The organism is Myxococcales bacterium (assembly GCA_022563535.1).
In the GTDB taxonomy this organism is placed as follows: Bacteria; Myxococcota_A; UBA9160; order UBA9160; family UBA4427; genus DUBZ01.
This window is the reverse complement of sequence record JADFNE010000015.1, coordinates 43,903-69,482: the sequence shown is the minus strand read 5'-3', so window position 1 is coordinate 69,482 and position 25,580 is coordinate 43,903. Positions and strand designations below refer to the sequence as shown.

Here is a 25,580-nt window from a genome sequence, read left to right as displayed (position 1 = left end):
CTACGGCACATAGATAAACCCCGACTCACCCAGCGCTGTAATTCCGATGCCTCCGATGCTGATCGTGACGTCGGTCGCCGTGCCTGTACTGTCCACGACGCGTCCTAGGGCATCGAAGTAGAGCGGGTCCAGCGTGCTGGTCAGCGTAATGCCGTCCGGGCCGGTGGCGGAGTAGCCCGCGACCCCAGTGGCTGGATCGAATACGGTCTGGCTGTAGCTGCCGGAGCTGCAACTGCTTCGCTGCAACACTCCAAAGCCACTCGTCGTGAAATCGAATTCGACCGAGCAATGGGAGCTGACGGCCAGTTTGCGCGCGTAGCGCAAGGCGGCGAGGGTTTCTCGGTGAAAGATGCGCGCATCCGTCGTACCCAGATCCAGCAAGCGCGGTGCAGCCGACACACCCAGGATTCCGATGATCGAGATGAGGAGAATGGTCTCCGTCAGGCTGAACCCCCCGCGCGACCTCCATCGCTGCGGATAGCAGCTTCTCATCGATCAGGGCACGGTAACCGTGACCAACCCAGTCGACGTGTTGTAGGCGATGCTCCTGCCCGCCGCCGCGTTGAGGGTGTAGGTGCAAACAGGCGAAGCGACGGTGTAGATGTAGTCGCCGGAGGTGTCAACGGTCGCGCTTGGCGCTTGCAAGAGCATGGCGTCCCAGATTTCAGAACATTCTGTTGCCGTCACGGTTCCATCTCCACCCCCTGCCGCGACGTTCTCTGGCCAACCCGTATCGTTCACGCCAATTGTCGTAGAACCTTCCATGGTGATGGAGTTGATTGAGGCCGTTCCACCCGCCGCGAGCCACGCGGTGTGGACAAGATTGACCGCAGAAATGTAGGACGCACCGACCCCTTCAACCGAGGCTGAACGAGCTTGTCCCGAAAGATCTACGAAGCGCGGCAGGGCTGTCGCCGCCAGAATTCCGATGATCACGATGACCACTACTAGTTCGACGATGGTAAAGCCACTTTGCTGTCGTTTGTTTCGCTTCGTCATTGTTCTGCCTCTTCTCATCCCATCGTGCGTTTTGCCGAAGTATTGTTCGGCGACTTTGTGACTTCAGTTCTGCAGTTGATCATGGGTGCAGCCCGCGCGCCTTCCTATTTTCAAGTGGACACCTAGAATTAATCGGTCCAACCGGATTCGAACTTTATACCGACACTCGAAATGGCATCTAGATTGCCGCCCCGACAGGCAACTCTGATGCAACTCTGATGCAACTACTCCGCAACAAAATCGCAACGACGCCCCGACTTGAGCTTTCCGATCAATTTCAACGCGCGGCCCCCGCCATCTCCCACATTGGCAGGTAGACCCCGAGTGCGAGCAAAAGCACCATCCCGCCTACAAAGATGATCAGGATGGGCTCGATGGATTCAGAAATTTTTCTCAGGTCGTAGTCGACCTCACCCTCATAGAAACTGGCGACCTGCAGCAGCATCTCGTCCACCGCACCGATCTCTTCGCCCACCGTCAGCATTTGCAAGACCAGCGGTGGAAATAGCCCGCTGTCCCGGGCGGCATTCGTGAGGGTTTCGCCGCGCTCTACCGAATCGAGAATCTTTAGAATCTTTTCACCTACGTAGCGGTTGTCTACCGCGCGCGACACTACGGTGAGGGACTGAATGACCGGCAGTCCGGCCGATAGCGTCACCGCAAATGTCCGGGCAAAGCGCGCGAGCAGCGCGCGCTCCTGGATTGAACCGGTGATGGGTACTCGCAGCTTGAGGCGGTCGAACCACAAGCGCCCATGCTCGGTATTGATGTATTGATGCATTGATCCGATCGTTATCAGCAGAAGCGCCAACCCGTGTGGCAGGTACTTGACTGAGAAAGCCGAGGTGTCGAGCAGGAGTCGGGTCGCCCATGGCAAATCAGCACCAAAGCTCTCGAACATCCTTCCGAAGGGTGGGATGACCCAGATGTTGATGACCACCATGGCTACGACGATCGCGATCATCACGAACATGGGGTAGCGCGATGCGGCACTGATACGTTTGCGGGTGTCTTCTTCCAACTCGAGATACTGGGCGAGTTGGAGGAAGGATTCGTCCATGCGCCCCACACTTTCGCCAATGTGAATGATGCTTACGTAGAGCGTCGAAAATACCTTGGGATATTTTTGCAGTGTCGAAGCGAGTGAATGTCCCGCCTGCAACCCTTCGCCAACTTCGCCGAGAATCCGCTTGAGTTCAGCGCTGCGGCAAGAACTGGAAATACTCTCGAGGGTGCGGATCATGGGTATGCCGGCGCGCAACAGACTGGACATCTGCCGACTGAACATGATCAGGTCCGTCAGCCCAATCTGACGCTGTTGCCACCAGCGCGTGATCCGAACCTGTAAATCCGATTTGGCTCGCTGCTCGGAAATGCCGAGTGGCGTGATTCCTTGAGCGAGAAGTTCGCTCGCAACTCCGTCCGCGGACGCCGATTCGATGCTGCCCTCGACTGCCCGGCCATCTGCGGATCTTCCCCGGTAGCGAAAGACTTTGGCCATGCTCTAGTTCCGCTCGTCCGGTCGCGGGTTGGCGGCGTACTCCATCCTCGTATCCTCGATCTCTCCCGTGACTCGCACCACTTCCTCAATGCTCGTAACCCCGCGTGCAGCGTATTCGAGCGCGCGATAGGAAAGCGCCTGATAGCCCGGAGCCTCGTAGGCCGCTTTGGCGTACGCCACGGAATCGTTGTTCCGTAGAGCCATTGCCATGTCGGGGCTGACCTCGAGATATTCGTAGACTCCAATTCGGCCCTTGTAACCGGTGCCGTTGCATCGCGGGCAACCCTTGCCGGTCTTGAAGGTCAAACCGTCGGCCTGGGCTCCCACCATGCTGCGAATCCAATCCAGTTCGATCGCGCTGGGTGGGTACGGGTCGATGCACCCCTCGCAGAGTCGCCGAATCAGGCGCTGGGCGATGACGGCGCGCAGGGCGGTGGCAACCAGGAAGCCCTCGACCCCCATGTCGAGGATTCGCGATGCGGTGCTCGGCGCGTCGTTGGTGTGCAAGGTTGCGAAGACCAAATGCCCGGTCATGGCAGCGCGCATGCCTATTTCCGCAGTCTCCTGGTCGCGCATTTCGCCGATCATCACGATGTCCGGATCCTGACGCAGTGCCGCCCGCAGAACCGTGGAGAATGTGAGCCCAATCTTCGGCTTGACCTGCACCTGATTGAGTCTCGAAATGCGATATTCGACGGGATCTTCGACAGTAATGATCTTTGTGCTCGGGAGGTTCAGTTCCGTCAATGCGGCGTAGAGGGTGGTGGTCTTGCCGCTTCCCGTCGGTCCGGTGACCAGGATCAACCCGTGAGGCCGATGGATCATCGTTCGGAAGCGGGTGAGCATTTTTTCGGGCATGCCAATGTGATCGAGGCTTCGATGCTCTTCGGACTGGTCGAGCAGGCGAATCACTACCGACTCGCCGTAGGCGACCGGCATTGTCGACAGTCGGACATCGATGCTCTTGTCGTTTACGCGAATGTTGAAGCGGCCGTCCTGGGGCAGGCGTTTCTCGGAGATGTCTAGACCGCTCATGAGTTTCAGGCGCAACACGAGAGCCGCGGAAATCCGCCTTTCTTTCATCACCTGTTCTTGCAGCACGCCGTCGACCCGATGTCGAATCCGCAATACTGTTTCGTCTGGTTCAATGTGGATGTCCGAAGAACCGATCTGGACGGCATCCTCGAAGATCGTCTTCAGCAGCCGAACTACGGGAGCGTCGCTTTCTTCGACCTTCGCTTCGAGGATTGAAAGATCAAAGGCTCCGGCGTGGAGTTCTTCGTCGAGTTCCTCGGCGATACTGCTGATTTCTTCAGTCTTGCGGTAAACCATATCGATGGTGTGAATGATCTCGGATTCCCTCACCACCGCGGGTTGTATGTTGCGCTTGAGCGTTCGCTCGATCTCGTCGAGTGCGAAGATGTTCGTGGGGTCCGCCATCCCGACCAGCAGGTGATCTTTTCGGTCCTCGAGAACGATGGCCCGAAACCGTCGCGCATAAGTCTCTGACATGATTCGAACGACTTCGCCGTCGACGGTAGTCTCGCTCAGGTCGATGCACGGAATCCTCAGCTGTTCGGAGAGAAAGCTCAGGAAGCGATCTTCATCGAGGAAGCCTTCGGTGATCAGCTGACGCCCGAGCTTCAAGCCGGTTTTTTTCTGGTTCGCCAAAGCCGTCATCAACTGTTCTTCAGTGATTACGGCGTTCTGAACCAGTAGTTCTCCGATGCGAACCTTCTTTCGGGGCATGATTCGCTTCTATTCCACCTTTGCGAGATCGCGGATGCGGTTGCGCAACCAACGCCTTGGCCCGATCTCAAACTCCGCAAGACTCTCGGCTTGCTTGTAGACCGCGAGTGCTTCGGTCCCGCGCTGTTGTCCTTCGAGCGAGATACCCAACCCCATCCAAAGGCGAGCCTCGTGCGGGCTGATGCTGACAGCGCCTCGGAAGAGGGCTTCCGCCCGGCCGTGATCTCCTTTCTGTTGATAGAGCGCGGCCAAAAGATTCAAAGCATCGGATCGACGCTCTGGCGGCAACGGCAGGCTTTCGAGGATGACGATCGCCCGGTCGGGTTGCTTCATCGCTGCCAGCAACTGAGCACGGAGCAGTGTGTATTCGGAATGTGTGGGCTTGTTTTCAAGCCCCATGGCCAGGTGCCGCTCTGCGGCGCTCAACTGACCCGACTCGATCAACAAACCGACCAGGGATTCTCGTGCGCGATGCAAACCCGGTTCCAACGAGAGTGCCCGGATATATTCGACGATCGCCTCTTCCGCGCGATTCTGGGCAACCAGGTGCCGCGCGCGATCAAGTGATCGATGAGCTTCAGACGTCGTCAAGGCGATATGGGGCCGTGACCGCGTGATGGTTCCCCAGCCGGTTTCGCGAACGATTGGCTCACGGGGTGCTTCGGCGACGATGGGCGCATGGGGCAGATCCTCGACCCTGATGCCGACGCTGGAGTTCGCCGCGTCGGACAGGATGTCCAGAATCAGCTGCGGGTTGGATCCATCGTTCACGAACTGGCTCTGTACAAGCGAGGACGATTCCAGCTTGAACAGCAGGTGCAGGCCAATGCTCGAGTTGTGTGCTTCTTTCAAGCTCAGGCCAGACGTTTCGAATGCGTTCGGCAGGAAAGCTTCCGCGAGTCGCGTCTTCGTGATCACGATTTCGATCTCACCGACGGTGGGATCGCCCTGAATCCAGTATTCGCGTTCTCGACTCAAAAATATTCGCAGCCGGGTGTAGTCCCCGCTCGACTCGATGCTGGTGCCTGTCAGTTCGGCCCAATCCTGGGCGGCGATCTTGGGCGCGGCGAGTGAATCGACTCCGGCGTCGAAAGCGAGGGCTCGAGAATCGGCGAAGGGCTCGTTCGCGCCCGAACCGAGGGGAGATCCCATTGCACCAAAGTGATCAGGAGGCCGTGCGCTCACATCGGGCGTCGCGTTCGTCTCGATGTCTGGGCTGAGGCGGAGCACCACTTCGAGAGCGATCACCGCCAGGCAAGTCAGTGCGACCAGACCGATCACAATTCGGGAAGTCGAATTGAACTTGGGCTGAACCCTTGCTCCCTTCTTGAAAGCCAGCTCGCGCCGGGGAACTTCGATGTTTGCCAGGGGACTCTCCGGGTTTTTGTCCGGCGAAACCCGTCGTTGGTAGAAATCTTCGAGCAAGTCGTTGACCAAACTCATCGAATTGCGTCCTTTCTCTGACCGTGCGACGGCCCTTTGGGTCCGATCGCTTGAATTGATCTACTCGTTTATGGAGTGATCCGCGGCGCGGCATCCTCGAGCGCGATCGACCTGCGGCGCCACTTTCGTCTTGTGAGACGTCGCCACCTTTGCACGCCCTCACTGTCGGCGGCGGCCTTGCGCGCATGCAGATGACGAATCGTGTCATCCCCTCTTCCGAACGCGCAAATCATGGATTTGTGGCAAAGGGTATTGATGATTCGAGGGATTCCCCCACTCGATCGATGAATTGCGCCAAGCGCCCACGGCGAAAACAGCCGACCGCCCTCATAGCCAGCGATCGAAAGGCGGCGGCGGGTATAGGCGTCCGTCGTTCTCTTGTCGATCGAGTTTAATCTGTGGGCAAAGGCGATCCGTTGCTGCAGTTGCCGCATGCGAGGTTGTTCGATCCTCAGATCCAGCTCGGGCTGACCCACCAGGACGATCTGCAGCAATTTGGATGTGCGGGTTTCGAGATTGCTCATTAGCCGAATGCATTCGAGGGTCGCGTCGGGCAGTGTCTGGGCTTCGTCGACGATCATCACACATCTGCGACCCTGCTGATGGATGTCCACCAGCACCTCCTTCAGGTACTTGAGCAGTTCATGGGGAGTTACATTGGGGGGCAGTACGACTCCGAGTTCCTCTGCGAGATCGAGCTGAATGTGCATCGGACTCAAGGCCGGATAGGGCAGGTAGGCCGCAACGAACTTGGGACCGAGATCCTTCAAGAGTCTTCGGCACAGCATGCTCTTTCCGGTCCCGACCTCGCCTACGATCTTCACGATCCCCTCGCCGCTCCGCAGAGCGACGACCAAGGTATTGAGCGCCGCGTGGTGAACCGAAAGATTTACGTAGAAAGAAGGGTCGGGCGTTGCATTGAAGGGCATGGCGCTGAGGCCGAAGTGCTGCTCGTACATGCGGCTAGTACTCCTTGAATTCGGCTGGCGACGAATAGGGCGGACGCGGATCAAAGCCCACCGTGCCCGATCGATTGGACGGGTCACGGGACAGAGAGTCGATTGATCTTGTGATTGAACCCGCGTAGTCCCCCCAGGTCTCCGCGCCGACGACGATCGGTCGCAGGAGGATCACCAACTCACTCTTGCGGCTTATGTTCTTCTCTTGTTTGAACAACCTGCCGAGAATTGGAATGTTGCCGAGGAATGGGACCTTTGAATCGCGCTCGCTCCTGAGGTCCTGCATCAATCCACCAATCACAACGACCTGACCGCTGTGCGCTCGGACGATGCTGTCCGACTCCCGGATCGTACTCAGTGCGAGAGGCAGTACCTGCACCTCGTCGTTGAGGGTTATCGTCTTGGTTTGATCCGTGACCTGGCTGACCGATGGGTGGATGTGCAGAACAACTGTGTTGTCGCGACTGATTTGTGGGGTGACGTCGAGCGCGATTCCAGAAAAGAACGGTGTCAATGTGATGTTGGGACTAGACGTGCTGCCAGCCCCCCCGGTTACCGTCGTAGTGGAGACATCCGTTACAAAAAATTCGTCCTGGCCCACCTTGATGATGGCCTTTTGATTGTTCATCGTAGAAATGCGCGGATTCGAGAGGGTTCGAACCTCGCCTTGATTTTCCAACAATTCGATCAGGGCGGTGAAGTGGCTGGCCTGGATTGCGACGCTAAAGATTCCGCCGAACGAAGACGCCGCAACGGTGTCCAGAATTCCCGCAGCTGCCAAAGTCGCTGCGCTCGGGTGAAGGTTGCCCGTGTTCCCGGCGTTGTCCGACACCCCGGTATCGAAGGTCGTTCCACCACCGGTTTGGCTGATGGTGGTCTCGAAGCCGTCCTTGTCGACCAACTGTGACCAATTGATACCCGCCTGGTATGCGTCGCTGAGCGTCACTTCGAGAATTCTCGCCTCGATGATCACCTGTCGGTTCAGAGACTCCTCAACCCTGCTCAAATAGTTCCCGACATCCCGCAATTCCCGCGGCATTGCCCGCACGACGATCAACCCCGCATTGGGGTTCGTCACCACGGAACGACCCTCGCCGTTCCCGATGATCGAAGAAACACTCTGTATGAGTTCACGCCAGATATTCGAGCCATTGCTGGTCGAGATACTGCTGCCCGAGTTGAACCTCGGTGAAGCATTCGAACCGCTCGTCCCGCCACCCGACCCAAAATCGGAGTTGCCTCCTTCGATCTTGTCCGAGATCTGACCAGAACTCACCCAAGTCTGAGATTGCCCCCGCCGCTCGAGATTCAGGTAGTTGAGTTCGAAGATCTCGGTTCGCAAGCCGGCGGGCATCACGTAAATGCGCTGGCCATCGCGCTGGATGTCATAGCCGTAGACATTCCTGACGGCCGCCAGCACTTCGGTCAAGGTGGCGTCGCTGAGCGAAAGGGTGATCTCACCCGTGATGTCAGGATGAAGCACAACGCTATAGGACGTGTTCTCGACCAGGCTGAGAAAGAACGAGGCGCCCGGAGCGCCGTTGACGTGGATGTCGAAGCGAGACTCCGTATCGGTCGTGAGAACATCGACGAGCGAATGGGTGTTGTGATTGACCGGAGGCAGGATCGCCGCTGCCACAGTCGCTGGGGGAGCGGGGGGTGCCTCGGTCTGCTCGCCTGCATCCACCGACGGCGCATCGGAGGCACTCATGGTCTGGCATGAAAGCATTAGGGTTGCGAGCAATGCCGTCCCGAGACGGCCGAGTGCAACCCCGGCGATGCCTGACGTCCAACGCGCGCTACCGGATCCAAAATTCATTTGCCCGATGCCTCGCTGATCTTGATCGAACGGGGGAGCAATCGAAGCGTGAGATCTCCTGTGCGCGCCCGGAGAACAACCTTGTCCCGAAAGATGCTGACAACTGTCGCATTCGCGACCTGATCGCCAGCTTGAACCGGTTGGCCGTTGATCACGGCGATTCGCCGCCCTTTGGCGACCAGTATTGCGGTCAACGCGTAGGGAGAGGAGGCGGAGACATCCACGCCGGCCTCTTCGAGTTTCGACGAGTCTGGTGGCCGGGTCGGATCTTTCAGCTCCCCGCGTGCAAGTCCGAGCGAGGGATGCAACAAGCCTGCGCAACAGACCAGCGCGATGATGATCCAGGCGGGGAACTGGCGGTTTGTGAAAGGGTTAGACACCGATCCAATTCTCCTCGCGGCTCAATGTATGGAGGTGGATCGAAATCCGCGCACGCGGGTAGTCGATGACCGTGTAGGTGATGGTGTCCCACGAAAGATCCCATGGAAGACTCTCGATCGACTCGAGGTAGTGCAGAGTCGCGAGGTAGGACCCTTCCAGTTCGATCACGAAGCCATGGCGATAGAACTCCGCCTTCTCAGCGGTTTGCCCTTGAGGGTCGACAGCTGCCCCCGGAACTCCAGCTTCGGTTGCGGGGGGGAACGTTGCCGGATTCGTGCTCATGAGCTTGACGAGGGTGAGGTCGCTTTCCTCGCTCAGGAGTTCCTCGAGCATTCGTGTGACATCGTTCGGCGCGATCATCGAAGACATGTGCTCTTCGATGTCCGCGTTCATGATCTCGATCTGCCGCTTCAGCGCCGTCTCTTCCCGGTCCATGGGAGTAGGGGTTCTGCCTGCGATTCGCTGGGCCAATTGCTCCGCGCGCTCGTCCAGGCGCTTGATCGATGCCACGTGCTGGCTCAATTGACTCTGAAGCTGCTCCCGTTCTCGATCCATCGGAAGCAGAAAGACCGCGTCCACGACTCCAAACAGGCTCGCGAGAAGGGCGCACAAGACCATGATGCGTTCACGAAGCGTGAGTTCGAGATATCGTTCCTGCAGTCGCTCCCAGCGCTCCCTCATGGCGCGACTCCTGCGGCGGGAAAACTCTCCAACGCAAAGTCGAGAATGCCCGGGCCCTGGCCCTGGGTTAGCTGGAACAGAGCGAAGGTCTTTCCGCTGAACGACGGTTCGCTTCGGAGTTGTCGGAGGAGTTGGGGTACCCGCTTTGCAGCCAACGTACTGCCGCGAATCGAAAGTGAATCTCCGCCGTCGATCACGTCAATCTGCGTCAGCCAGAGCTGGGGAACCAGGTGACGTGCAAACCCGACGAAATATTTCGAAAAGCCTTCGCGTCGGCCGCCCCCAAGAATCTCCAGCCTGCGCAGTGTGCGGGCGGTTCGGTCACGTTCTGCACGCAGTCGGGCAAGGGGACCGCTGACCTCTCCCGCAGGATGTCTCAGGGAATATTCATACTCGAGTTTCGTAATCTCCCTGTCGATCAGGTTGTGCTGCTGGAGGCTGGCTTCCACCTCCGCTTTCAGCTGTTGCATCTGGTACGTGCCATACCCGTAGGTCAGCATTAGCCCGCAAAACAACATGGCACAAACTTTGGCCACCCATTGGATGGGCAACGTGGTGTAGCCGGAAACGATCTTCCTGTCCCGGTTCAGGTCGAGCTGCTGTTCGAGGTCTTCGCGCAGCGCACCGCCCAGTGCGAGCAGTGCCTTGGCCTGAAGCTTGTTGGGCAAGATCTCGTCGGATTCGACCAGTTCGTGGAGGTCGAGCTGGCTTACGGCGACCGGACGAAGCTGTTCGGTGAGATACGGAATGTAGAGCGAGATCTCCGCGGTAGACGGAGCAATGACAAGACGTGAGGCAGGTGCTTTTCCAATTTCGCTCTCGTAGTAATCGAGGGACCGCTGAATCTCGAGCAGTAACTCGTCGAGAAGGCTGCGTACGTGATCGCTGAGCTGGTCATCAGAATCATCCAGCGCGATCTCCTGGCTCATCGCATCATCGATATGACTCGTCCCCGTGCTGATCGAGCGCGCAAAATAGAGTTTGGATTCGTGGCAGATGGCGAGAATGCCGCCCTTGGGCCGCAGTTCGAGGAGCAACGTGCCGGCCACCTGCTCTGGCATCACCAATGTCAGATTGCGCAGCGCAAGCTCACCGATATCAACGGCGTCGAGTTCCAGCCCCGACCCGTCCAGCAAATTCGTAACTTCCTCGATGACGTCGTTGCGAGCGGCGACGACGAACAGTTGCGGGTCTCGGCCTCGGTTTGCGTCAGCGGGGAAATCGAAGTAGTCCACCCTCGCATCGCTCGGATCAAAGTCAATCAAGTCCTTGATCAGCCAGGGCAGGGAACTGGCGATCTCGTCGTCTTCCACTTTGGGACGATCCAAGAGCCGCAGGCTATAGGATTCTGGCGGAAGCACGACGACACACGGAGTCCCCGAAAGTTTCGACTCCGCGACAAGCTCAGCGAGCGCTGTGTTCCGCTCTTCCGGTGTAAGGGCTGAGACGGCTTTACACAGTGTCACGCGCGGTGGTACACCCTCTTCCTCAACCACGTGACAAAGGGTGAATCCGTCGCTCTCCAGGGCGAGCCCGACACGGCCTGTACGAGCCGTAGCCTTGTTTCTGTTCCAGGCGAACTTGAACAACGCCAACTCCCGGCACAAATAGTTCAGACAGCATGCAATTTTGGAACTGCGCACTGCCGGTGCTTCGCGGTGCGCGCACACACTGGGTGTGCGCCGGCCCGCGAAATTATTAACGGCTCAGATGGAGAAAAAGTTTAGATTTCCAAGTGGGTTGTACGAACAAACGCGTTCTAGTTTCGTTTGTGAGAACGTGCGCCGAGCGCGCAAGTCTCAATTCGCAGCGAACCTAAACTTTCAGTTGGGGAGCTTCGCGAGCAGTTTCCGCCACGCGGTTCTTTCGAGACTGGGTTTGAACTGCGGCGCCTTCTGAAGTGACGCGCGGCGAAGCTTCTCATAAAACGTACTGTCGTTCTCAGCAGCCAAAAGCAGGCCTCTCAACTCGCGAGTATTTCCCACTTCGAACATTCCGGGATGTTTCGCTCCGAGTAAACCGACGCTGCCTTCGATTCTCGAAGCGAGAATGGGAACCCCGGCCGCGCACGCCTCGCTGATCACGTTGGCGCCACCCTCCATGCGCGACGTCAGAACGAGCACGTGGCTCTGTGCGATACGCCTTCGGGTGCGCGCGTGGGTGAACTCCCCGAGCCACGAGTAGCGGGGATTCTCTTCATCTTCGCGCGAGGCAAGTGCGGCAAAGCGTTCCGTCATTGCGCGACCAATATGTGTCACCCGGATTCTCGAACTCTTCGGTAGTGCGCGCACGGCCATTGCGCAGCGCAGCGGATCCTTGACCGCACGCATGTGGCCAACGACACAGACGTAAAAGTGGCGATCGAACGAAAACCGCGGTGCAGCTACCGGAACGCTGCTCTGATGAATCACGTGGGACTTGCGCCGAAGGTGAGGGGCGAGATTTGCGAGACCTGCGCGTTGCAACAAGATGATCCGGTCTGCAAGTTCGAGGGAGCGATGCACTCGGGGTTGCCTTGCGAGATCCCGATACAGATCGGTTCCGGTGAGGGCCACCACCAACGAGCGCTCGGGGTAGTTCTCGCGGAATCGCCGCGCTGCGTTCGCGCATTTTGCGGCGTGAAGAAGTACGAGCACGTCGGCTCGCGCACCGATATCGCGATCATCGAGGTCGTGGAGAATCTCGACCTGGTGTCCGAGTGAGCGGAGGAAGCGCGACCAACGCAGCGCCGTGATTCGGTTGCCGTTTCGGGAACCGGGAGGGGCTGGGCAGAGCATCTGGATCCGCAGTCTCATGCGCTAATGATTCCAGGAAGTTGCGATCGATCAAGGGGGTGGGGTATCAAGAGTCGGCATCAATAGGAGGCATCATGGGTGATATTCGATTGACCCAGCTTGTTCCCGCCGGTGGTTGAGCGCGCAAGCTAAGTGCTGAGGGCCTGGGTCAGGTCCTGTCGAAACTGAATACGTTTTCAAATTCGTGGGTCGATACAAATGTCGGCCCGATGGATGATGCCGCCCTCGTGAATACAGGCGATGTGTCGAAGCTCGCTTTCACGGTGGATTTCATCACTCCGATTGTCGACGATCCGGTGCAGTTTGGAGCGATTGCTGCGGCGAATTCACTCTCCGACGTCTACGCGATGGGGGGCGAGCCCCGGGTCGCGTTGGCGATTTGCGGTTTTCCCGAGGACGAAGTTCCGCCCGAAATTTTGACGCGCATTCTCCAGGGAGGTACCGACAAAGCCGCAGAAGCGGGTTGCGCGATTGTCGGGGGACATACGGTGCTCGACCCGGAGCTCAAGTACGGGTTGTGTGTGATCGGAGACGTCGACCCAGAGCGAACTCTCTCACAAACCGGTGCCCGGGTTGGAGACCGGCTGGTGCTCACGAAACCGATCGGATCGGGGATCGCCGCCCAGGCGATCAAGCACCAGAAACTCACGGAAGCCGAGATGCATGAGGTGATCTCGGCGATGCAAACCCTGAACAAGGGTGCCAAGGACGCTGCCTTGGCAGCCGGTTCTCGCGCGGCAACTGACGTCACGGGTTTTGGGTTGTTGGGACACGTCTACAACCTCGTGATGGGTTCTGGTTTGTCGGCTCGGATCCAGGCCGCATCGGTCCCCATGTTCGCGGCGACCCGGCGGCTCGCCTCCGAGGGGCTGGTGCCGGGGGGGAGCAAGAACAACCTTCGCTACATCGAAGCCACCACGAAGTTTGCCGAATCAGTCTCCCAGGACGACCGCCTGATTCTCGCGGATGCCCAGACATCAGGGGGATTGGTGATTGCAGTACGTCCGGAGAATGAGCGTCAGTTGCTCGAGCAACTCGAGGAGAATGGGGTCGAGACTCGGGCGGTGATCGGTGAAGTGGTGGATGGGCAAGCCGGGCATATTGAGGTGTTGGCGGGCTAAATTGGTTTGGGCGGGGGGACGATACGACTCGAGACTTGGTCAGATGGGGAGTCTTGGGCTGTGGATCTCATGTCGCAAATCGATCACCTTCGCAGTCCAGCGGTGCTGGTTTGTATTGCGCTTGTGGTTCTGGCTGGAGGTGTCGTTGCGAACCGTCAATCCGATGACTTGGCTGCCTCACGCCAAGAACAGGCCCAAGATTCAGAATCTCTTGCCAGGGCCTCCGCCAGTCGGGCGAATAACGCGTATGACGGTGGCGTCGGTTTCGTAGTCCCGTACCGCCCTGACTGCCCTCCCGGAACCGAACGCCAAGGTGACGAACCTCCGGCGGGATTCAAAGAATGGTGTGTGCGGGTCGGTCTCGACCAGGGACTCAAGCACGGCTGGTATTCCGAGTGGTACCCCGACGGGCGTCCTGCGAGATCGGGCGCGTACGAAGATGGGCTCCGTGTCGGAGTGTGGACACGCTGGTACCCGAACGGAAAAAAGCGAGTTCAAGCCGAGTTCCAGCGAGGACTCCAACACGGCAAACTGATTTCCTGGGACAACGCCGGCAACCAACTCGGGGAGCAACTCTTCCGCAACGGCTACCCGATCAAGCAGCGCTCCTGAATCCTCAGTGCGCTCCGGCGTGCGCCTGATGTTCCTTTTTCAGCGCGCATTCCTTCTGCTCTTTCTCACTACAACTGCAGTCCTTGCCCGTTCCGCCACAGGAACCGCGCAGGCTTCGATTCGAAAAGATCAAACCTACCGCCATGCCGGCGGCGGCCAGACAAAATAGAATCAGAGTTGCGATGAAGGTCTGCATGATGCTTTTTCCGCCCGTTCCGGGGTTTCCTGTCGTTTTCGATCTGTTTTGATCTGTTTCGGTCAGAGGAGTCGAAAGCTCAAGGGCGGCCCCATGATAGCAGGTCGCCCGGGGCCAACGATGAATCGTTGATCCGGGCCCGGGCTCACTGCGGCTCGCGCAGGCGGGCGAATGCCGTGCTCGCAATCGTTCGAAATTTGCCCCCGTCTTCGCGCACCAGGAACAGCGCTGGAGTTTTGTGGGCCTCGGCCCAGGCCAATCCATCTTCTGGCCCCATGACGTTGAGTGCGGTCGCCAATGCATCGGCCCAGACGGCTTCTGCATGGAGCACACTCACCGATGCGAGATGGTGTGCGATTGGCCGGCCGGCTCGGGGATCGATGGTATGAGAAATCCGCTGACCCTCGACTTCGTAGTAGTCCCGATAGTCTCCCGAAGTCGCCAGGGAAATATCGGAGAGAACCACGACTTCGTGGCTCGTGGGCGCGGCGGCATCGGGTCGCTCGATCCCCACCCGCCAGATCCGCCCGTCGAGCTTGTGGCCGTGAGCGCGCAACTCGCCCCCGATCTCGACCAGGTAGTTGGAGTGACCGAGTTTCTCTATTGTCCGAGCGACGAGGTCGACTCCGTAGCCCTTTGCGATCGCAGACAGATCGCACTCGATGCGAGGATCGCTTTTTGCGACGGTGGGCCGCGCCGGATCGTAAATGAGCTTGGTGTATCCGACCCTTTGTTGGAGTTCTCGGCGAGCCTCTTCGCTCGGGGGCTCGGGGGGGCGATCGGTCGCCCCAAAACCCCAGGCGGCTACCAGCGGCCCAACGGTAATGTCAAACGCCCCGCCCGTCATTTCACTCACCCGACGGGCAATGCGAAATATCTCGATCGTCTCTTCAGAAAATTCGAATGGATCAGTCGCTCTGTGTCGATTGAAGCGGGATAGCTCGGAATCGGGAAGGTAACTGGACATCAGCGCATTCACCCGGTCGAGCTGAGCTTCGACGTCGCGAGCGAGCACCGACTTCGCAGCCTCTGAGAGGTCTTGGGTTGCGACCTTCACTGAGTAGGTCGTGCCCATGGTTCTGCCGGTGAACTCGAAATATGGGCGTTCGGCTGGGTCGGCGATGATCAGGCGGTGAATCGCAAGCCCGAGCAGCAATGCTCCACACAGCGGCAGGGCGATGCGCGCCCGCTTGTCGAGAGTACGGCGAGGGAGGCCGGTCGAAGGGGGTGTCGGCCTAGCCGAAGTCATCGAACATGATGTTCTCGTTCTCGACTCCGAGATCGATGAGCATCGCGATCACGGCGTCGTTCATCATCGGCGGGCCGCAGATGTAGTACTCGCAATCCTCGGGCGATTTGTGGTCCTTCAGGTAGTTGTCGTACAGCACCTGATGGATGAACCCCGTGAGCCCGGTCCAATGGTCTTCTTCCTGCGGTTCCGAGAGTGCCAAATGCCATTCGAAGTTATCGAAGTCCTCGGCGATCTTGTCGAAGTGATCATTGTAGAACGACTCTCGAAGACTGCGCGCGCCGTACCAGAACGAGATCTTGCGATCGCTGTTCAGTCTTCGGAACTGGTCGAAGATATGCGAGCGCATCGGCGCCATTCCCGCTCCGCCGCCGATGAAGATCATCTCGTTGTCGGTAGGCTTGGCATAGAACTCGCCGAAGGGGCCCGAGATGGTGGCCTTGTCTCCGGGCTTGAGACTGAAGAGCCATGAAGACATCATGCCCGGCGGGACGTCCGGGGTGCGAGGCGGAGGCGAGGCAATGCGGACGTTCAGCATGATGATGCCCTCTTCCTCGGGATAGTTCGCCATCGAGAAGGCGCGGATGACTTCCTCGTCGACCACGGAGACATAGCGCCACTGGTCGAATTGATCCCAGTCGTCCCGGTACTCCTCTTCGACCTCAAAATCCTTGTAGTGCACAGTGTGGGGCGGTGCTTCGATCTGGATGTAGCCCCCCGCCTGGAAGGGGACGCTCTCACCCTCGGGCAGCTCGAGAATCAGTTCCTTGATGAACGTCGCGACATTCTTGTTCGAGCGAACCGTGCACTCCCACTTGCGGACGCTGAAGATTTCGGCGGGAATTTCGATCTTCATGTCCTGCTTGACTTTGACCTGGCAGGAAAGTCGACACCCCTCCCGGGCTTCACCGCGGGTAATGAACGCCCCCTCGGTGGGAAGTATCGCGCCCCCGCCTTCGAGGACCTTCACGGTGCAGACCCCGCAGCTTCCCTTTCCGCCACAGGCAGAGGGTATGAAGATCTTGTTCGCACTCAGGGTATTGAGCAGCGTACCGCCACTTGCGGTGACGAGTGAGTTTTCAGGATCGCCATTGATCATGATCGTGACGTCGCCGCTCGGGATCAGCTTTGCCTTGGCAAATATCAGCACACCGACCAACATGACGATCAAGAGTGTAAATGCGACGACACCGTAGATGACTGTTTCCATGACTGCGTAACCCTGTGTCCGGTGTCCGAATGGAAGCTCGGACAGCTAGACGGAAATAGAAATGAGTTAGAGCTGAATTCCTGAAAAGGCCATGAAGCCAATGGACATCAAACCGACCAGAAGAAACGTGATACCGAGACCGCGAAGGGGTGGAGGTACGTTGCTGTAACGGAGTTTCTCGCGAATGGCGGCCAGCGCAGCGATCGCGATCGCCCAGCCAATTCCCGAACCGATGCCAAAGACCGTGCTCTCGGCGAGGTTGTAGTCGCGCTCGACCATGAAGAGCGACGCGCCTAGAATCGCGCAATTGACCGCGATCAAGGGCAAGAACACCCCGAGTGCGTTGTAGAGCGCCGGTGAAAAACGATCCATGACCATCTCTACGATCTGCACCGTGGCCGCGATCGTGCCGATCAAAGTCAAGAAGGTCAAAAAGCCGAGGTTGATGTCTCCCAGGCCCAGCCAGGAGAGCGCACCATCTTTCAGCAGCACCTCGTTGAGCAACTGATTTAGTGGGCAGGTAACCGCGAGCACAAAGATGACCGCGAAGCCCAACTGGATCGCAGTCTCGACCTTCTTTGAAATCGCCAGGAATGAACACATGCCCAAAAAGAAGGCAAGCGCCATGTTCTCAACGAATATTGCCTTCGTAGCCAGGCTCAAATAGTGTTCCAACACGGAACTCTTCCTCCACTTGCTCGGGTTTCCAGGCGCGCACGGCCCAGATAAAGCAGCCAATCAAGAAGAACGCGGCGGGTGCCAACAGCATCAAACCGTTGGGTTCGTACCAGCCACCTTCGTTGACCGTCTTCAGAATTGTGTAGCCGAACAACTTGCCGCTGCCAAACAGTTCGCGCATGAACGCGACCACCATCAAAACTACGCCGTAGCCGAGACCGTTCCCGATCCCATCCATCAAGGCCAACTTCGGCGGGTTCTGCATTGCGAAGGCCTCGGCGCGGCCCATGACGATGCAATTGGTGATGATCAAACCGACGAACACCGAAAGCTGCTTGCTGACGTCGAAGACGAAGGCCTTGAGGATCTGATCCGTCACGATGACGAGAGACGCGATGATCGTGAGCTGAACGATGATGCGCACGCTGGGCGGGATGTGTTCGCGGATCAAGCTGACCGCCAGGTTCGAGAAGGCGCAGACCGCAACTAACGCTGCACTCATGACAAGCGCGGTTTCCATCTTGGTCGTGACCGCGAGCGCAGAGCAGATCCCCAGCACCTGAAGCCCGATGGGATTGTTGTTGAACAACGGATCGAGAAGTGCTTCCCGCTCCGCCGAATTCGCTGCCATGAAATTGCCTCCGCTCTAACTCTAATATGTTGGCCCGCTGTCCGCTGGAACAGTTTGCCGGATCTAACTCTGTTCGGCCCGCAGCTTGGCGAGGTAGGGACCAAAGCCCGAATCCCCGAGCCAATACTTGACCAGACTGCCCACTCCGCGACTCGTAATCGTTGCCCCCGAGAGACCGTCCACGTTGTAGGGATCATCTGCTACCGAGCCCGCCATTCCCTTTACGACCCCGATGCGCGGAACCCAGCGCTCGTCGAAGGCGAGGCGTCCCTTCCAGAGAGACTTCCAACGCGCGTTGTCGACCTCGCCACCGAGCCCGGGAGTTTCGCCGTGCTCGTAGAAGGTAATGCCTTTGATCGTGCGGGTATCCGGGGCGAGAGCGAGGTAGCCATAGAGGGTGGACCAAAGCCCCATGCCCTCGATCGGGATTATGATGGCTTCGATTTCTCCCGCGGCGGATCGCACCTGATACACCAGGCCCACATTGGGAACGCGCCGGACCTTGGCGGCGTTGGGCGGCACAGCTTCACTCAACGCCGGGTTTTTTGCGGCCTTGCGCTGGTCGTAGCTTGCGGCATCTATTTTTTCGTTGTAGCTGCCACTGGCGAGGGTTACGGCCCGGGGTGTCACTCTCTCGTTGAAAAGCTCGCCAATCTCGATTGCGGAGAGCTTGTCCTTCTCGCCCATCAGTCCACTGACAATCAGTACCTTCTTCTGCCGGTCGAGGACGATGTTCGCATCCTGGCGCTCCTTGAGCGACACCGCAGAACCCGCCACGAATACGGCGCAGACCAGACACACGACCGCGGTAAAGCCGATGATATATCCCGGACTATGCTGCACTTCGGGCCTGCCTCCGCTTGATGTTTCCCTGCACTACGAAGTGATCAATCAGCGGCGCAAACATGTTCATGAACAGGATTGCGAGCATCATCCCCTCCGGATAGGCGGGATTGATCACGCGAATCAGGATACAGAGGATGCCGATCATCAGCCCGTAGTAGAACTTGCCCGAATCGGTGAAGGCGGACGAGACCGGGTCCGTCGCCATGAAGACCGCCCCCAGCGCCCAGCCGCCCAGCACCATGTGCCAGTACCAGGGGACGGCGAACAACGGGTTGGAATCGGAACCGACGAGGTTGAGGGTCAGCGACATGGCGATGGTGCCGATCACCACTCCGGCCATCGTCTTGCCAGATCCGACCTTGGTCCAGAGCAGCAATGCGCAGCCCATCAGGCATGCGACCGTAGAGGTCTCGCCCATCGAGCCGGGTATGTAACCGTAAAAGGCGTCCCACCAGTCGTAATTCGCCAGGGCGCTGCTGGTCTCTGCGGCCTGGGCGAGCAAGGTCGCGCCGGTGTAGGAATCGACGCCAGAGAGGTTTGCGGCGATCCAAGGAGATTCACCGCTCATGTCCGCCGGATACGCAAAGAACAGAAACGCTCGCGCGACCAGCGCGGGGTTCAAGAAGTTCATCCCCGTGCCGCCAAAGACTTCTTTGCCGAAGATCAGGCCGAAGGCCATCCCCAATGCGACCATCCACAACGGAATCGTGGCGGGGAGCGTCAGGGGGAGCAACATGCCGGTCACGAGAAAACCTTCGTTGACCTCGTGTCCGCGAACGATCGCACCGGTGATTTCAACGGCTCCCCCGGTTGCCATGACCGTGGCGTAGACAGGCAGATAGAAGAGGGAACCCAGAACGATGCAGGAGAGCGGACTGTTGAAGTCCGATGCGAGCCCGGTGGCGGCCCATACCACCATCCGCCAGTCGTCGAGCGGGAGTCCACCGTGGGCGGTTGCGAGCAATGTCTGGTACCCGGTGTTGTACATCGCCATGCCGGCGCAGGGTACGAGCGCGATCACGACGGTGATCATCAACCGCTTGAGATCTATGCCATCCCGGACGTGGGAACTGGTCTTGGTCACTTCACCGGGAGTGAAGTTTCCGGAGTCGATCATTTCCCAGGCGGGATAGAATTTTTCGAGGCGCCCACCCTTCTCGAAAATGGGTGCGATCTGATCGCTGATGTCCCGAAGAAATTTCATCGGAGTCTGCTTACCCTTCCTTTTCAATCAGTTCGAGATTCCTGCGCAAGATCGGCCCGTAGTCCGTCTTGCCCGGGCACACGAAGGTGCACAGGGCGAGGTCTTCTTCGGCCAGTTCGAGGGCGCCCAATTCTTCGGCGCGCTCGAGGTCACCGACCAGCATCGAGCGCAGCAGGAAGGTCGGCATGATGTCCATCGGCATCACGCGTTCGTACATGCCGATCGGCACCATCGCCCGGGGTGATCCGTTGGTCGTCGTCGTGAAGTCGAAGCGCTTGCTGGGGAAGAGCCTCGAAAGATAGATGCCCAGAGTAGAGAATGAGTTCAGGCCCGGGGTCAGCCAGCCCATGAAGATCCGTTCTCGACCTTCCTTCAAGACGCTGATCTGATAATCGAAGCGGCCCAGGAAGCCAAAGACGTTCCCCATCGCCTTCTTGCCCGAGAGCACGGAGCCCGCGATCAGGCGCACCTCGGCGCCGTCGAATGTTTCGGTGACGAGATCGTCGACGGAAGCACCGCTGCGCGTCCTCAGCAATTGTGGGTCCGCAACCGGTGGTCCGGCGTAGGAGATCACTCGATTGACATCGAGTTTGCCGGTGGCAAACAGCGACCCGATCGCGGCGACATCTTGATATCCGATCGTCCAGACCGTCTTGTTGCGGCTGACGGGATCGAGGGTGTGGATGTGCAGGCCAGCGGTCCCCGACGGATGGGGGCCGGAAAATTGCTCGACGGTGACCGGTGCACTCAAGCCTTGCTCGATTTCCGAACTCGGATCTACGCAGAGGTAGGTCTTTCCGGCGGTTAGTTTGGCGACAATGGACAGCCCGCGATCGAAGTCTTCCGTCCGATCGGCCAACACGACCTCGGGCAGGGGGGCGTGGGGGTTGGTGTCCATGGCGTTGACGAAGATGGCCGCGGGCGTCGTGTCCGTGGGCGGGGTTCGGTTGAACGGCCGGGTGCGAAAGGCGGTCCAGTCTCCGGATTCGGCGAGCAGCGCAACGATTTTGTCGCGATCCAGCTGATCGATGGCCCTCCCCGAGTAGTGCTCGAACGAAGCCAGTTCCGAATCGCTGGGCGATCCCGCGCGTTCGTTGTCACTGAGATCGATTACGACCGATTGCAGCACGCGGCGAGCCCCGCGGTAGACGCCAATGACACGCCCGGCACCGGGGGAGGTGTGGATCACCCCGCTGCGAGTTCGGTCCTCGAACAGGGGCTGGCCCCGTTTCACCGTGTCGCCTTCTTCTACGAACATTCCCGGACGCATGCTGGGGAAATCGTCGGCTACGACGGCCACGCGGGTGGGCAGGCGGCTCTCTCGGATGATTTGGATTGGCTCTCCCGTGATCGGGAGGTCAAGCCCCTTGGTGATCTTGTGAAGTGACATTGATGATCGCTGTGATTCCGTCTCTCGGTGGCCGCAGTTTTCGTCGCTGTTCTAGCCGCACTTCCGGCCATGACGGCGGCGAGGTCCGCTTGGGTTCGAAGAGCCTGGGACCGGGGTAAGCGCCGCAGAGATTAGGACAACCCTTGGCGCTTACAACGGATTTCAGCTCGATAATTGTTGTTTCGATCGTCAATGGCGCAACAAAATGACCAGCGTCTTTCGAGTTTGAATTCGCATCACAGTCTGCCAGCGCTTTTCCCTTGGTCTCGCTGTCAATCGCTTGCACCCTAAGTCGGTTCCCGCCTCTGCTTCGGATAAATTGAAGCTCACCTTTAGAAGTCGACCCGAAGCAGATTCGGCGGATAAGGCGCGGGAATAGGCGGTGAGATGCAGTTTCTTGGGGTCGGTTGTGGATGTTGGGGTTGCACCGGAGGGTGGTGGGGAAGATCGCTATGCTTCCCATTGATGTCCCCACCTCTCGAGCCTCCTTCTTGACCGTAAAAACCTCGCGAAAACACTGTCGGCGCACGTGGTTGTGTGAATTTCGCCGTTCGCTTCCGGCAGCCGCCCTGGCAATCGCATTGGGGCTACCGCACTGGGGATGCGGCTTGGCTGACGAGCTTCTCGACCGCGCCGAGCGAGGAGACAGTCAGGCCCAGCTCGAGCTCGGCGATCAATTTGCAGCGGAAGGCGAAGGGCGGGATCCGGCTGCGGCTCGAAGCTGGTACGAGAAAGCGTCGGAACAGGGACTTGAAGAGGCCCAGCTGCGCCTGGCAGAGATGCTCGCCGGTTGGGAGAGCACGGACGAGAATCTGGCTGAGGCGATCCGTTGGTACGAGGCCGCCGCGGAGCAGGGCAATGAGCGCGCCATGCGCTCACTGATCGCAATTCATAAAGCAGATCGGAGCACAGAAAAGGATCCCGGAGCTGCGGCAAAGTGGCTGATTCATTTCGCCGAGGGGGGCGACCCCCAGGCCCAGTTCGATTTGGCCTTCCTGTATTTTGCGGGGGACGGAGTCCCCAGGAATCCCGGTCGCGGCGCGAAGTGGCTGACACAGGCCGGCGATCAGGGGTACGCCCCGGCGCAGCTCCATCTCGGCCGCCTCTATTTGACGAACGGAAAGGGGGTTTTTCGAAATGTCGAGACCGCGGCCCGCTGGTTCAGGGCGTCTGCCGAGCAGGGCAACGACGAAGCGCAGAAATTTCTTGGCGTCATGTACAGGTTTGGCGAGGGTGTTCTCAAGGACTACGGGGAATCGCTGAAGTGGTTGCGCTTATCCGCAGCACAGGGGAACTCAGAAGCCCATGTGAATTTGGCGGTGATGTACGCCGAGGGCACGGGTGTGGACAAGGACCCGGCCGAAGCCGAGCGCTGGTACCAGGAGGCGGCTCGCGAAGACCCCCAAGTACAACTGGCCCTCGCCAAGGACTACGCCGAAGGCAAGATCGTGCGAAAAAATCGGAACCAAAGCCTGCACTGGTATCGAAAGGCCGCCGAGGCTGGGATCGCCGAAGCTCAACTGATGGTGGCCCGGGCCTATGATGAAGCCGATGGATTTGCCCGCGATCGTTCCGAGGCAGTTCGCTGGTATCTGGCGGCGGCCGAACAGGGAAACGCCGAAGCCCGGCGACGCGGGGCTGAACTGCTCGCGTCCGGGGCGGACGTTGAATCCGATCTCTCCATGGCGGCGTCGCTCTTTCTGCTCGCAGCCGAAGCCGGCGATTCCGAAGCCCAGTGGAGGTACGGTCGCATGCTGGAAACGGGCAGCGGAGTAGACAAAAGCAGATCCGCCGCGGCGGATTGGTATGGCAAGGCGGCTCAGGCCGGCCACCGGGAGGCGCGCTGGCATCTCGCGAAGATGCTGGACGAGGGACGTTACGTTCGCCGTGACCTCGCAAAGGCCATGGCGATGTACGAGGAAGAAGCCGAGGCTGGCAACGTCGCTGCGATGGCCAAACTCGCAAAGATTTACTGGAAAGGAAGAGGCGCCATACCCCTGAACCGGAAACGGGGACTGCAATGGCATCTTCGCGCCGCAGAACAGGGCCGGACCGCATCGGAACTCTTTGTGGGCATCCGCTATTTCGAGGGGGACTACGGAATCCCGAAGCAGCCCGATCAAGCCTTTCGATTTCTGAGCGCGGCCGCCAAGGCGGGGAACGAAACCGCAGAATTCTACGTTGGCCGATGCTTGTGGGATGGAGTCGGAGTGAAACAGAAACGCCGCAAAGCGCTGCCGTACATGCGTCGTGCCATCGACCGGAGAAATGGAGAGGCCTTCTTCTATATGGGCGCTGCGTCGGTGTTCGGAATGACAGAAGAGGAAAATAGCGTGGCGGAGTCCTATGTCTTTTTTGCCATGGGTGCCTTGTTCGATGATCCTCCGGCAATTCGCGAGTTGATCGCGCTGCGCAAAAAGTTGAACAAGAAAACCATCGAGCATTTGGATGCCCAATCCATGAAAGCGCTCGAGCATTACAACAAGATCTGGGAGGCACGCCACCGGAAGCGCGAGAAGAAGAACGCTGAAGGACGTGGAGCGAATTGATGCAGGTCTACGCGTCCATGGAACATCGCATGCCATTGTCTCGCGTCGCCGAACACGCGAAACGAGCAGAGGCCCTGGGATACGACGGTTTGAACGTTCCCGACGCGGTACACGACGGGCTGCTGATCGCTCACGAAGCTCTGCGCGCCACAAAGTGTCTGCGAGTCGCGACCAGTGTGCTGGTGGTATTCCCGCGCAGCCCCATGGTGGTTGCGGTCGCCGCCTGGGATTTGCAATCGGTATCCAAGGGTCGCTTCGAACTCGGGATGGGGACCCAGGTTCGCGGAAACATCGTGGGTCGCTACAGCACGCCCTGGACGTCTCCGGTTCCTCGCATGCGGGAATACGTGCAGTCGCTGCGCGCGATCTTCGAGAGCTTTCAACGAGGAGTGCCGCTGTGTTTTGAGGGCGAGCACTATCAGTTCACCAAGATGCAACCCTTCTTCAATCCGGGGCCGATCGATGATCCGGCCATTCCGATCTATCTCGCTGGGGTGGGGCCGGTGATGACCGCGCTGGCGGGCGAAGTCGCAGATGGGCATATGAGTCATCCGACTCATTCGTCCCCACGCGTGTTGAAGGAATTGGCGCTCCCCGCCCTCGATCGCGGCACCCAGCGCGTCGGCCGCAAGGCTCTCGACGTTCAGCGTATGGCAGCCGGCATGGTTTCGACGGGCGGAGATCAGGAAGAGGTCGCGCGTCAGCGCGAAAAGAACAGAGAACTGTTGGGTTTTTTGTTCTCGACACCGGCCTATTGGCCAGCGCTGGAACTCTACGGCTGGAAGCCGATTGGCGAGGGCCTCCACCGCATGGCGCGAGAGAATCAGTGGAGTGAGATGACGGCTTTGATCGACGATGAGTTGCTCGAAACCATGATTCCGAGCGGCACCTACGACGAAATTGTCGAGCCGCTACGCGAACGCTACCGGGGTCTGGTAACGCACATCACGTTTCCCATGCCCGACGATCCCGCGGATGATTCCCGGGTGGCCGAAGTGATTGCAGCGCTTCGGGACTGAGGCGCCAATACATTCTCACTGCGACCCTCGGTGCGCAGCGCATCGATCCCGGGCAGGGACACTCAGATTTTCGCAGTCGGCAATACGACAAGTCGCGAGGCGTTCGAATTCCCCGGCGCGAATTTGTGCTTCGAACTGGACGCGAGACACTGCAAAGGCGTGGGCTTCGGTCTGTGAATCGGCTTCGGCGATCAAGAGTGAATCCAGGCTGTGCTCCGGTGTGGTCTTGCCCTCGGGTATGCCCGAGCCCGGATCGAGGCCCATCGGAGAATGGGTCATGTGCACGAATAGCTCGTAGTGAAGGTCGCGGTACCAGGCTCCGGACTGCGCGGCAAACTCGAGATGTGGGCGCGGCGTCGCGACGAGATTCGGGCTCAAGACCGAGCGATAACCCTCCCAGGCGCGTGGCAGCAGACGTGGGTCGTGCTTGGGTCGGACAAAGTTTTCGGTGGCGAGCCATGTCGCGACCAGGCACGTCGGACACAAGGGCAGACGCTGCGCCTCGAAGTGCCCCCCACATTGATCGCAACCGATCTCGCTCATTGTTT

The 25,580-nt window shown here is 59.1% G+C and carries 24 protein-coding genes; 4 read left to right on the top strand and 20 right to left on the bottom strand.

Annotation, left to right across the window (positions count from 1 at the left end; genetic code table 11):
• The 11 genes from IH881_07045 to IH881_06995 form a co-directional block, all read right to left on the bottom strand.
• The gene (locus IH881_07045) at nt 1–399 is read right to left on the bottom strand and encodes a hypothetical protein (protein ID MCH7867438.1); all 399 of its coding nucleotides are present in this window, start codon (nt 397–399) and stop codon (nt 1–3) included.
• A gap of 96 nt (nt 400–495) precedes the next feature.
• Nucleotides 496–999 carry a prepilin-type N-terminal cleavage/methylation domain-containing protein gene (locus tag IH881_07040; protein MCH7867437.1) on the bottom strand — a complete coding sequence of 168 codons (504 nt, stop codon included), beginning with the start codon at nt 997–999 and terminating at the stop codon, nt 496–498.
• A 277-nt stretch (nt 1,000–1,276) separates the two neighbouring features.
• Nucleotides 1,277–2,500, bottom strand: coding sequence for a type II secretion system F family protein (locus tag IH881_07035; GenBank protein ID MCH7867436.1), 1,224 nt, complete (start codon nt 2,498–2,500; stop codon nt 1,277–1,279).
• Nucleotides 2,501–2,503: 3 nt separating this feature from the next.
• Nucleotides 2,504–4,249, bottom strand: coding sequence for a Flp pilus assembly complex ATPase component TadA (tadA, locus tag IH881_07030; protein ID MCH7867435.1), 1,746 nt, complete (start codon nt 4,247–4,249; stop codon nt 2,504–2,506).
• 9 nt (nt 4,250–4,258) lie between these two features.
• A complete protein-coding gene (locus tag IH881_07025; GenBank protein MCH7867434.1) occupies nt 4,259–5,692 on the bottom strand; it encodes a tetratricopeptide repeat protein in 1,434 nt (477 codons plus the stop codon).
• Nucleotides 5,693–5,760: 68 nt separating this feature from the next.
• Nucleotides 5,761–6,651, bottom strand: a complete 891-nt coding sequence (locus IH881_07020) for an AAA family ATPase (GenBank protein ID MCH7867433.1) — start codon at nt 6,649–6,651, stop codon at nt 5,761–5,763.
• A gap of 4 nt (nt 6,652–6,655) precedes the next feature.
• Entirely contained in the window at nt 6,656–8,470 is a 1,815-nt protein-coding gene (gene mshL / locus IH881_07015) for a pilus (MSHA type) biogenesis protein MshL (GenBank protein ID MCH7867432.1), read from the bottom strand.
• Nucleotides 8,467–8,850 (bottom strand): hypothetical protein, encoded by a 384-nt coding sequence (locus IH881_07010; protein MCH7867431.1) that lies wholly within the window; start codon nt 8,848–8,850, stop codon nt 8,467–8,469. Before IH881_07010 ends, mshL begins: the two co-directional genes overlap by 4 nt.
• Nucleotides 8,843–9,532, bottom strand: a complete 690-nt coding sequence (locus tag IH881_07005; GenBank protein ID MCH7867430.1) for a type II secretion system protein M — start codon at nt 9,530–9,532, stop codon at nt 8,843–8,845. The genes IH881_07010 and IH881_07005 overlap by 8 nt, the downstream gene beginning before the upstream one ends.
• On the bottom strand, nt 9,529–11,175 hold the full coding sequence (locus IH881_07000; GenBank protein MCH7867429.1) for a hypothetical protein: 1,647 nt from the start codon (nt 11,173–11,175) through the stop codon (nt 9,529–9,531). Before IH881_07000 ends, IH881_07005 begins: the two co-directional genes overlap by 4 nt.
• A 180-nt stretch (nt 11,176–11,355) precedes the next feature.
• Nucleotides 11,356–12,321: a TIGR04348 family glycosyltransferase gene (locus tag IH881_06995; protein MCH7867428.1), complete on the bottom strand. Its 966-nt coding sequence runs from the start codon at nt 12,319–12,321 to the stop codon at nt 11,356–11,358.
• Between the two features lie 149 nt (nt 12,322–12,470).
• On the opposite strand from IH881_06995, the gene selD reads away from it, so the two are divergent.
• Together selD and IH881_06985 are read left to right on the top strand one after the other, a co-directional pair.
• The gene (gene selD / locus IH881_06990) at nt 12,471–13,448 is read left to right on the top strand and encodes a selenide, water dikinase SelD (protein ID MCH7867427.1); all 978 of its coding nucleotides are present in this window, start codon (nt 12,471–12,473) and stop codon (nt 13,446–13,448) included.
• Nucleotides 13,449–13,508: 60 nt separating this feature from the next.
• Nucleotides 13,509–14,060: a hypothetical protein gene (locus IH881_06985; GenBank protein ID MCH7867426.1), complete on the top strand. Its 552-nt coding sequence runs from the start codon at nt 13,509–13,511 to the stop codon at nt 14,058–14,060.
• 4 nt (nt 14,061–14,064) lie between these two features.
• Here the strand turns inward: IH881_06985 and IH881_06980 are convergent, their stop codons facing one another.
• From IH881_06980 to IH881_06945, 8 genes are all read right to left on the bottom strand, one after another.
• Nucleotides 14,065–14,256: a hypothetical protein gene (locus IH881_06980; protein ID MCH7867425.1), complete on the bottom strand. Its 192-nt coding sequence runs from the start codon at nt 14,254–14,256 to the stop codon at nt 14,065–14,067.
• A 145-nt stretch (nt 14,257–14,401) separates the two neighbouring features.
• Nucleotides 14,402–15,505: an FAD:protein FMN transferase gene (locus IH881_06975; protein MCH7867424.1), complete on the bottom strand. Its 1,104-nt coding sequence runs from the start codon at nt 15,503–15,505 to the stop codon at nt 14,402–14,404.
• Nucleotides 15,492–16,715 (bottom strand): NADH:ubiquinone reductase (Na(+)-transporting) subunit F, encoded by a 1,224-nt coding sequence (locus IH881_06970; protein ID MCH7867423.1) that lies wholly within the window; start codon nt 16,713–16,715, stop codon nt 15,492–15,494. Before IH881_06970 ends, IH881_06975 begins: the two co-directional genes overlap by 14 nt.
• Nucleotides 16,716–16,781: 66 nt before the next feature.
• On the bottom strand, nt 16,782–17,390 hold the full coding sequence (gene nqrE / locus IH881_06965; GenBank protein ID MCH7867422.1) for an NADH:ubiquinone reductase (Na(+)-transporting) subunit E: 609 nt from the start codon (nt 17,388–17,390) through the stop codon (nt 16,782–16,784).
• Entirely contained in the window at nt 17,347–18,024 is a 678-nt protein-coding gene (locus tag IH881_06960; protein ID MCH7867421.1) for an NADH:ubiquinone reductase (Na(+)-transporting) subunit D, read from the bottom strand. The genes nqrE and IH881_06960 overlap by 44 nt, the downstream gene beginning before the upstream one ends.
• Nucleotides 18,025–18,087: 63 nt before the next feature.
• On the bottom strand, nt 18,088–18,867 hold the full coding sequence (locus IH881_06955; GenBank protein ID MCH7867420.1) for a Na(+)-translocating NADH-quinone reductase subunit C: 780 nt from the start codon (nt 18,865–18,867) through the stop codon (nt 18,088–18,090).
• A complete protein-coding gene (locus IH881_06950; protein ID MCH7867419.1) occupies nt 18,857–20,074 on the bottom strand; it encodes an NADH:ubiquinone reductase (Na(+)-transporting) subunit B in 1,218 nt (405 codons plus the stop codon). Before IH881_06950 ends, IH881_06955 begins: the two co-directional genes overlap by 11 nt.
• 10 nt (nt 20,075–20,084) lie before the next feature.
• Complete coding sequence (locus IH881_06945; GenBank protein ID MCH7867418.1) at nt 20,085–21,464, bottom strand: Na(+)-translocating NADH-quinone reductase subunit A; 1,380 nt, start codon at nt 21,462–21,464, stop codon at nt 20,085–20,087.
• A 608-nt stretch (nt 21,465–22,072) separates the two neighbouring features.
• Between IH881_06945 and IH881_06940 the strand changes: the two genes are divergently transcribed.
• The gene (locus tag IH881_06940) at nt 22,073–24,013 is read left to right on the top strand and encodes a sel1 repeat family protein (GenBank protein MCH7867417.1); all 1,941 of its coding nucleotides are present in this window, start codon (nt 22,073–22,075) and stop codon (nt 24,011–24,013) included.
• Entirely contained in the window at nt 24,010–25,032 is a 1,023-nt protein-coding gene (locus tag IH881_06935; protein MCH7867416.1) for a TIGR03617 family F420-dependent LLM class oxidoreductase, read from the top strand. Before IH881_06940 ends, IH881_06935 begins: the two co-directional genes overlap by 4 nt.
• A gap of 15 nt (nt 25,033–25,047) precedes the next feature.
• On the opposite strand, the gene IH881_06930 is transcribed toward IH881_06935, so the two are convergent.
• Nucleotides 25,048–25,575, bottom strand: a complete 528-nt coding sequence (locus IH881_06930; GenBank protein ID MCH7867415.1) for a hypothetical protein — start codon at nt 25,573–25,575, stop codon at nt 25,048–25,050.
• Nucleotides 25,576–25,580: the final 5 nt, after the last annotated feature.